5 protein-coding genes and 1 pseudogene are annotated in these 5,810 nt (G+C 67.3%); all 6 read left to right on the top strand.

What is annotated here, in order from left to right:
• Positions 1–511 (top strand): Uma2 family endonuclease (locus tag VF794_RS31490; protein WP_331116816.1); only part of this gene is annotated, 511 nt, incomplete at its 5' end.
• Positions 512–567: 56 nt separating this feature from the next.
• Positions 568–843 carry a DUF433 domain-containing protein gene (locus tag VF794_RS31485; RefSeq protein ID WP_331116815.1) on the top strand — a complete coding sequence of 92 codons (276 nt, stop codon included), beginning with the start codon at positions 568–570 and terminating at the stop codon, positions 841–843.
• Positions 844–937: 94 nt separating this feature from the next.
• A pseudogene (locus VF794_RS41815) lies at positions 938–1,177 on the top strand (DUF5615 family PIN-like protein); the annotation flags it as partial.
• A gap of 117 nt (positions 1,178–1,294) precedes the next feature.
• Complete coding sequence (locus VF794_RS31480; RefSeq protein ID WP_331116814.1) at positions 1,295–1,948, top strand: hypothetical protein; 654 nt, start codon at positions 1,295–1,297, stop codon at positions 1,946–1,948.
• A 242-nt stretch (positions 1,949–2,190) separates the two neighbouring features.
• Positions 2,191–2,766, top strand: a complete 576-nt coding sequence (locus VF794_RS31475) for a hypothetical protein (protein ID WP_331116813.1) — start codon at positions 2,191–2,193, stop codon at positions 2,764–2,766.
• A gap of 175 nt (positions 2,767–2,941) precedes the next feature.
• A complete protein-coding gene (locus VF794_RS31470; RefSeq protein ID WP_331116812.1) occupies positions 2,942–5,665 on the top strand; it encodes a hypothetical protein in 2,724 nt (907 codons plus the stop codon).
• The last annotated feature ends 145 nt before the right edge of the window (positions 5,666–5,810 follow it).

Genomic DNA, 5,810 nt, shown 5'->3' with positions numbered 1-5,810 from the left:
CTTCCACTGGGTGGGGGAGGTCGTCGAGCAGTCGTTGTATGTGAGCCCTCCGCTGGACGCGCCCCATGGCCGGGCCGCGTCTCGACTCGGGATGCTGTTGGGAAGCGCCTTCGACCTGGGCGAGGGAGGACCCGGAGGCTGGGTCATCTTGTTCGAGCCCGAGCTGCACCTGGGGAAGAATGACGTGCTGGTGCCAGACCTCGCGGGCTGGCGCCGGGAGCGCATGCCGGAGCTGCCGAACGGGGCGGCCTTCACCCTGGTCCCCGACTGGGTGTGCGAGGTGACTTCGTCCGCCACGGCGGTGCTGGACCGGGACAAGGCGAAGGCCTACGCCCGCCACGGCGTGAACCACCTGTGGTGGGTGGATCCCTTCAAGCGGCTGATGGAGACCTACCACCGACCGGAGCGCGAGCACTGGAACCGGCTCGGCCACTGGAGCGGAGACGCCCTCGCGCAGACCGCGCCTTTCGAGGCGCTCCCGTTGAAGCTCGCCACGCTCTGGGAGCGGTGAGTCGGAAAGCTCCGTACGAAATCTCCGATACCTCCGTTGGTGGTGGCAGGGCAGGCGTGGTCGGGATCAATGCGGAGAAGTATCTTCAGGGGGCCATGAACTATAAGGACCGAATCAGCCGGGAACCGGGGGTGTGTGGGGGCGAGCCGGTGATCAAGGGTACGCGCGTCACCTTGCGCACGCTCCTGGCCAGCTTGTCGGAGGGAGATTCCATCGAGGAAATCCTGGCCGACTATCCGGCACTGACGGCCGAGGATATCCGGGCGGTCATCGCCTTCGCCGCCGACGCCGCACGAGAGGATCTGCCAGCACCCAAGGTTGCGACGTTCTGATGCGACTCAAGCTCGATGAGAACCTGCCAGCGGCGCTCGCGGAGGCGCTGCGAGCGCGGGGGCATGACACCGACACGGTTCCCGACGAGGCCGATTTCTGGTCACCCAGGATCTGGACTTCGCGGATACCCGCCGGTATGCGCCGGGCACCCACCACGGCATCCTCCTTGGCCGCTTGGCGAACCCGAGCCGCCGTCTGCTTCGCGCCTACGTCGAGCGGCTGTTCCTCGAACAGGATGTCGAGACATGGCACGGCTGCTTCGTCGTGGCGACGGACACGAAGATCCGGGTGCGGAGCCCCCACGGTGGGACAGGTGACCCGAACCAGAAGTAAAGGGTGAGTTCCCTGGCCGAACAGCCCAGTGCTGCTTGAGACTCGGCACGCCTGACGCCTTTGCCTGGCCAAGCACGAGCTGCAGAAGCTGCTTCCCGCGCCTTGAACGGAATTTCGATGATGCCTCCCGAGGCTTCACTGCCCGGTCTCGCGCGGTTCCTGGAAGTCTGCCGGAACCTGGGGCTGCACCTGGAACAGGAGCCACCACGCCCGCCTGCGCTCACCACCAGAGAACCCACGGCGGGACTCCCGCTCGATTCCTTGCTCGCGGCCGTGCATACCCAGGTGGGATACGTCGGACTGGAGGAGGGGTTCGTCCTCCTCCGGGCTGGAGACGCTCGGCAATCCGACCTCCTCCGTGTGAATGAGCTCTGGCGACGAGAACAGGCCGACCCCTTTGGCGACCTGCTCGTCTTCGGGAAGGAGGACATGCTGGCCTATCACTACGCCACCGTTCCGCATCTCGCGGATGCGCGGGGACTGCAGCCGGTCGTGAAGGTCGACATGCACGAGGAGCCTTACGCCGTGCCTCTCGCCTCGAACGTCGATCGCTTCTTCGATACCTACTCGCGCTACCTGGAGGTTCTCGTGGCTGAGCCCGACTACGAGGAACTCGGGCCCGCCGTTCGCACCTTCCCCTGGCAGGTGCCCGAACTCATTGCCCGCGACAAGCCGCTGGTGGAGTTGCTCCACGCCGGGCACTTCGACTTCTTGATGTCCAAGGATGAGGAGACCCGGTCGTGGGTGGCGATGATACTGGGCGCTACGTAGGTGCACTCTCTGGCTGGGGAGGAGAAACTCCCACGGAAGCTCCTGATTCCCCTCATGTTCTGCACGCCGAGGGGCGGTAACGAATCAGGCCTGGCCGGCAGCCCGCAGATTTTTCTGCATCATTCGCCACCTCGCCGGCTCATTGAGACGGGACTTGTTTGTCCCCACTCATGCTGCGCCGGGAAGCAATCCAAATTGCCACCCGTGAACGAATACAACAGAACCAGAACCAGGAGAACGCCATGTTGAATCGTCTCATGCTGCTTGTTTCGCTATTTGTGGTGCCCACGATGGAGGCTCAGGCCGAGCAGGTTGCCTCCCCGGACGGCTTCACTGTCTCCAACGAGCTCACCCTCTCTGGACCTTACAAGGTCCACGAGCAGGACTCCGAGCTTTCCCAACATCCGCAGAAGCAGGTGAAGGACAAGGATGACCTGACCACGGCCGGAGGCAATTGGTGGAATGATTCGGGACCCGGTCCCGCCGTCAAGGACGGCCGCACGTGGTATTGCAGCCCCCCGATGTACGGCTATACGCCTTCGGGCTCCGTCATGCAGACACTGAGCTATACCTGGAACGACGACAACTTGAACGGGTGGGATAGCCTGACCCAAGTGGAACTGCGTATCTACGGCGGAGGCTACGTTTGGAGGGCCAACGTCACCGCGCAACCGTCGGGTACTCTGAACGCGAGTGGTCAGAATATCCCGGCCAGCTCCGATGTCAGAATCTGCATGGGAGTCGATACCTTCCAGGTCTCCCTCTACAACCCGCCCTATATCAACTACATCAGCAGCAACGTTTACTACACCTACTGAGGTGAAGAGGTGAATGAGCAGACGTCTCGATGGGTCGAGAGGTTGGACTCTGCTCGAGCATCTGCATCATCGGCGGGCTCGGTGAGTTCACCGAGCCATGCCTGGGCTACGTGCAACTGAAAGCCGGCGTTGCAAGCCCCCTCCCCACTGCTCCTGTGCTAAATCCGTCCGCTCGATGGCCACGAGCGACGAGCTGACGACAGCGGACCTGGAGCGGTTGTCCCGGGCGGAAGCGCCCGACCTGGCGGAGGCCGTACTGGCCTTCCTCGAACAGCCCGACAAGGTTCCCGACACCCTCCCCGAGGGTGCCCTCTCCTTCGACGGGCTCCGCTCCCTCCTCTCCCAGGCCCAGTCCCGCCACTCCGCCGAGGCCCGTCACTCCGGCTCCCGCGACGCCTGGCAGCGCTACCTCGCCCAGAAGGACGTCCCCCTCCCCGCGCGCTTCGCCCTCGCCGACCTGCTCGTCTCCCTCTACGAGCGCAACTCCAGCGCCTCCCGCGCCGCCCTCTTCCAGCTCGTCCGCGGGGCCGACCTCCGCTTCGGGCTCTGGGGCGGCCTCAAGCGCATCTACAAGCTCGCCGAGCAGCGCCACGACGCCGAGATGTTCGGCCTCCTCGCCTGGCGCTTCGACACCGAGCGCTCCCGCTACTCCCACGCCCGCGAGGTCTCCAAGGGCACCCTCACCTACCTCCAGCGCCGCGCCTGGCGCTACCTGCGCCAGCTCGGCATGGCCGTCCCCGAGCTCTACCCCCAGTTCGCCATCGAGGTGCTCCGCCACTACGAGCCCGATACCTCCTGGCGCTCGTGCTGGCTCTCCAATCACATCTGGGCCCACGAGAACGGCAACTACTCCGCTGACTCCTTCCCCATCGAGCCCCCCAGCGACATGGTGAAGAAGCGCGCCTTCTCCGACGCCTGGAAGCGCTCGGCCGATCCGCTCATGCGGCTGCTCGACACCTGTCTGTCGGACCCCGCCGCCCGCTTCGCCATCCAGGGGCTGCGCAAGGATTTCCCCGACGTCCTGCGCGACAACATCACCCCCGCCTGGCTCGACCGGCTCGCCCGCCGGCCCCTCGCCAGCGCCCATGACTTCCTCATCGAGACCCTCCAGGGCTCGCCCGAGTTCCACCAGGGCAAGCTGCGCGCCCTCGGGCTCCACGAGGCCGTGCTCGCCCTGCTCGTCTCCGAGAGCAACAAGGCCCGCGCCTACGCCATCGAGTACGCCCGCGCCCACGCGCAGGACCTCCCCGCCGAGCGCCTCGCCGAGCTGCTCGAGGGCGAGCACAACGACGTGAAGTCCTTCGCCGCCGCCGTGCTCGAGAAGAGGGACCCACGCGAGCTCGGCCCGGACTTCCTCGGCCGGCTGCTCGTCCACAAGCCCACCTCGAAGTTCGCCGCCAAGGCCCTGGAGCAGAGCTTCGACCGCGCCGAGCTCACCCAGAAGTTCCTCTTCGACATGCTCTACGGCGAGGAGGACCAGACCGGGTGGGCCCTGCGCTACCTCAAGTCCAAGTACGGCAAGGGCGAGCTGCCCGTGTCCTTCTGGAAGGCCCTCCTCGATGACGAGCGTCTGGGCAACTACGGCGGAGACCCGGAGGAGCTGGCCCTCGACGCGCTCAAGGCCTTCAAGCCCGCGGACATCGGCGCCGACTGGCTGCTCGACCGCGCCATCCACCCGAGCTTCGGCGACACCGTCTCCGACTGGCTCACCGAGGCGGACGCGCTGCCCGGCCTGGACGTGGAGCGCGTGAAGGGGCTCGTCTTCAACGCGAAGTACCGCGAGGTGGCGCTCAAGCTGCTCGGCAACCGCAAGCTCTTCGCCCCGCGCGACGTGGGGATTGCGTGGCTGCTGGCGCTCGCCCGGCGCGCGGATCCCACCCTGCACCAGTTCGCCCACCGCTACCTGCTGGAGAACGTGGCCCCCGCCGACTTCAGCGAGTCCGGCGAGGCCGCCGCGGGCCTGGAGCGCCTCTTCGAGCTGGCGCTCGGCGCGAAGCAGCCCGCCCCCGTGCGCGCCTTCGCCCAGACGTACCTGCGCTGCCACCACCCCGTCATCGGCCCCGAGCAGCCCGAGTCCAAGTCCTTCCAGCTCAAGCCCAAGGCGCCTCGCAACGCATACACCCCCGAGCGCCTCTGGCCCGCCCTCTTCGATGCCCGCGACGACGTGCGCCACTTCGCCCTCGCCGTGGCCCGCGTGGAGCTGCGCGCCTGGGGCTGGCACACCCGCGTCTACGAACTGGCCGAGGCCAACGCCAAGGAAGTGCGCAACCTCGCCTATGACGCCCTGCTCGACGCGGGCGAGGAGGGCGCCGACAAGCGCCGCACCCTCACCCCCGACGAGTTGGACCCGGTGAAGGTGTTTACCCTCTCCGAGAGCACCAAGCGCTCCACCCGCGAGGTGGCCGTGGAGCTCATCCGCCGCCACTACGCGCGCCTCGGCGGGCCCGAGCGTCTCGCCTGGCTCATGGAGAGCGCCGACCGCGAGGTGGGCCTCTTCGCCATCCGCCTCCTGTGGGAGAAGCACCGGCCCCTCCACCTCCCCGAGGGGTGGAAGCCCTCGGGCGCCACGGCGTCGCCCGTCGGCGCCACCGAGCGCTTCCCCAACGTGGAGGCCCTGCGCACCTTCCTGCGCCGCATGCTCTTCGGTCTGCCCCCGGGGCGCTCCAAGGAGGCCCGCGAGGGCAATGTGGTCCGCAGGCTCCCGGCCAGCGAGGCCAAGCGCCGGGTGATTGAGTTGGTGCGCGACCTCGGCCTGGAGGAGGAGAGCTTCGCGCGCATCGTGGCCCCCGTGCTCGGCGAGTTCACCGGCTCGCTGGCCAAGGGGGAGTGGCAGAGCTGCCTGGCATCGCTGGTGAGGTTGCGCGCCGCGCACCCCGGCGTGGAACTCGGAGGATTCTGACGGATGGCTTCACTCGCTATCGGCCATTACGAGAAGGTCCGCGCGCTCGCCGCCAATGCGCGCCTGCTGCTCGTGGGGGGCGCTCGCGCCTCCGCCACCAGCCGCCTCACCGCCTACGAGCCCTCCACCAACAAGGTGGCCTGGA

It is taken from the genome of Archangium sp. (assembly GCF_036389735.1).
GTDB lineage: Bacteria > Myxococcota > Myxococcia > Myxococcales > Myxococcaceae > Archangium.
Note: the sequence above shows the minus strand (reverse complement) of the source record. Positions and strands in the feature narration are given on the sequence as shown.